Source organism: Trichloromonas sp. (assembly GCF_041583255.1).
In the GTDB taxonomy this organism is placed as follows: Bacteria; Desulfobacterota; Desulfuromonadia; order Desulfuromonadales; family Trichloromonadaceae; genus Trichloromonas.
On record NZ_JBFHGD010000298.1, the window covers coordinates 1 to 3,152 of the forward strand.

Consider the following 3,152-nt stretch of genomic DNA (forward strand, 5'->3'; position numbering starts at 1 on the left):
GATCAAGGCGAAAGAAGAGATCGCCATTCTGAAGGCCAACAAGCGGAACGTGGTCTGGACCGTTGGCGGGATCATCGTCATTGCCCTGGTCGTTTTGGGCTCTTTTTTCCGTTTGCAGAACCAGCACCTCGCGAGGGTTCGCCAGATGGAGAGTCAGGTACAGCAGGCGGAGCGGCTTGGCGCCCTCGGCCGCTTGACCGCGGGAGTTGCCCACGAAGTCAGGAATCCCCTCAACGCTATCAGCCTGGCTGTGCAGCGGCTTCACCGCGAACGACCGGGTCCGATTACCGAGCTGATCCGCGACGAGATCAGGCGTCTCAACCAGATCGTTGAAGATTTTGTCGGGGTGGCCCGTAATTCAAAAGTTGAGCTGCAGCCTGGCAATCTGGTCGAAGTCCTCGACAATGTCTTCCACCTTATGGACCCGGAGGCCAAAGCACGGGGGATCGTCCTGAATGCGGACTATGAGATCGGGGTCTGCCAGGTGCTGATGAACCCCGACAAACTGAAGCAGGCAGTCATCAACATCCTCAAAAACGCCATCGAGGCGTCCGCCGACTCAGGGAAAGTCCAGCTGACACTCCTGGTCGATGCCGGCCGGTGGGCTATGGTTGCCATTCACGATACGGGAGAGGGACTCCCGCCGGAAGATTGCGACCGACTGTTCGAACCGGGATTCACCACCAAGGAGAAAGGGCTCGGCCTGGGGCTTGCCCTGGCGCATGAAATCGTTGGAGCGCACGGCGGCAAGATCGTCATGAAAGGGAATACGGCGGTGGGGACGACTGTCGAACTCCGGCTCCCCCTCTGGCCGGGCGGCACTCCGGCATCAACCGAAGAGGCATAAAATCCGATGAAACAGATGAAGATACTGGTTTCCGAGGACGGAGACAGCCAACGCACCATGCTGTGCGCCGCCCTTGGCGAAGAGGGGTTCGAAGTCTCCGAAGCCCGCAGCGCCGAGGAGGCGCTGAGTCTGATGAAGACCGATTTTTTCGACCTCCTGATCACAGATTACAAAATGTCCGGGATGAACGGCCTCGAGCTGCTCGAAGCGGTCAAGCGCCGCACCCCCGAGACGGACGTAATCATGATGACCGCCTTCGGCACGGTGGAGACGGCAATCCAGGCCCTCAAGCTTGGAGCGGTGGACTACATCACCAAGCCGCTGGAACTGGAAGAGCTACTGCTGCAGATAGGCCGGATCGGCCGGAACCGGGCCCTGACCAGGGAGAACGAACTGCTGCGCAAAAACCTGGCGGAGAAAGGAATAGCCTCCAAGCAGATCATCTACCAGAGCGAAGCGATGGGCAGGGCGATCAACCTCGCCAGCCGGGTGGCGGCGAGCGACGCAACTGTCCTGATCGAAGGGGAAAGCGGTACCGGCAAGGAGCTGATCGCCCGCCTGATCCATCAACTCAGCCCCCGCTCCAGCCAGCCGCGGGTAACCGTCAACTGCATGGCCCTACCGGAGACCCTGCTCGAAAGCGAGCTGTTCGGCCATGAAAAAGGCGCCTTCACCGGGGCCACCCAGAGCCGCATCGGCAGGTTCGAGGAAGCGGACGGCAGCACCCTTTTTCTCGACGAGATAGGGGATCTGTCCCCCGCCATCCAGGTCAAGCTGCTCCGTTTTCTCCAGGAACACGAATTTCAGCGCCTCGGTTCGAACCGAACCCTGCATTCCGACGCGCGGATCATCACCGCCACCAATCGCAGCCTGCCGGAGTGTATCAGCAAAGGAACCTTTCGCGAGGACCTCTACTATCGGCTCAACGTGGTTTCCATCCGCCTGCCGTCTCTGCGGGAACGGAAGGAGGATCTCCCCCTGTTGACCGAGCATTTTCTGAAAAAGTCCGCCAATCGCTACCGCAAGCAGGTCGTCGAGTTTTCCGCCGAGGCTCGCGATCAGCTGATGGCGTACGACTACCCCGGCAACGTACGCGAACTGGAGAACATCATCGAACGGGCTGTGGTCATCACCGACGGGCCTGTGGTCACCCCCGCCGAGCTCCCTTTTCACAGCGGAGGCGCCGAGTTTCAGCCGAATCCCGTGTCGTCCGACGGTACCCTGGGGGCGGCGGTCGAGCGGGTTGAACGGCAGATGATCCGGCAGGCCCTGCGGGAGCACAAAAACAACAAGAGTCGCGCGGCCGAGCAGCTCGGCATCAGCGAGCGGGTGCTGCGCTACAAGGTGAAGAGGCTTAAGCTGTAGACCCGACGCAGGTCGTCGATTGCAAACACTTCAGAGCGCCCGCCTCCTCTCAGGATGCGGGCGCTTGCATTTCGACGTGCCGGACCGGCAGCGTTCAGGTTGGGAGTGGACAGGGATAATCCCGCAGAACTGCATGGATCGAAAGTAAAAAAGGCCCCCGCCGTGAGGCGGGGGCCGATATCAACGGGGCCTTGAGTATCAGGCCCAGGTTAGGTTGTTACGGACGGGTGGCCCCGTACGAACCGGTCGTCCCTTCGGGTGCACCGAACCACTCGGCAGCGGTCGGATAGGTGGTCGCATCGATGGAGATGCTGCCGTCCAGGACCTTGTTGTCAAGCCAGTCGATGGAGTCGAAGATCAGGCGCTTGGCATAGTAGCGGTTGTGAGCGTAGGCGCCAGCTTCGTGATGCAGCATGCTGTAGTTGTGCATCGCACCGCCATGACCCTGGTCCGTTGCCGACCCGCTGAAGTAGGGGTAGTCAGCAATCGGCGCGGTGCCGGCGGTGGTCAGAGCCGCTGCCAGCACATCGAGAGCCTGGTGATAACCGTGGGCCTCGTGGTTCATCTCGGCACCAGCCGCGTCGACCTGCTCCTGGGTGACGACGGTGGGAACGGCGGCCGTGCCGTCCCAGATGTTCTGAGTCGTCCCGATCTGGCTTTCGGCAACGAAGAGGGCATGCTCTCCGTCATGGCACGAGACGCAATTGGTGGCGGTAATGGCGGTGATCTCGCCTGCCTCGTCCTTGGCGACGACGTCGTAGGTGTGACTCCGACCGGGGGTGCTCATGTGACAGTCGGCGCAGCCGATGCCGTCATGGGCGAAGTAGACCTGGTCAGCATAGTTCTTCCCAGCGTACTCGTAACCGACCCGGGTCAGACCCTGGTTGATGACGGCGCCGGCGACCATGTAGTGCGTCTTGGTGCCACCGGTCACTGCAGC

Annotated in this window: 2 protein-coding genes and 1 pseudogene; 2 read left to right on the forward strand and 1 reads right to left on the reverse strand. The window is 61.3% G+C overall.

Annotation, left to right across the window (positions count from 1 at the left end):
* A partial coding sequence (locus ABYV89_RS15895; RefSeq protein WP_432823913.1) for a two-component system sensor histidine kinase NtrB occupies positions 1-847 on the forward strand: 847 nt, incomplete at its 5' end.
* A gap of 6 nt (positions 848-853) precedes the next feature.
* Positions 854-2,212 (forward strand): sigma-54-dependent transcriptional regulator, encoded by a 1,359-nt coding sequence (locus ABYV89_RS15900; protein ID WP_432823914.1) that lies wholly within the window; start codon positions 854-856, stop codon positions 2,210-2,212.
* 217 nt (positions 2,213-2,429) lie between these two features.
* On the opposite strand, the pseudogene ABYV89_RS15905 reads toward ABYV89_RS15900, so the two are convergent.
* A pseudogene (locus ABYV89_RS15905) lies at positions 2,430-3,152 on the reverse strand (hypothetical protein); the annotation flags it as partial.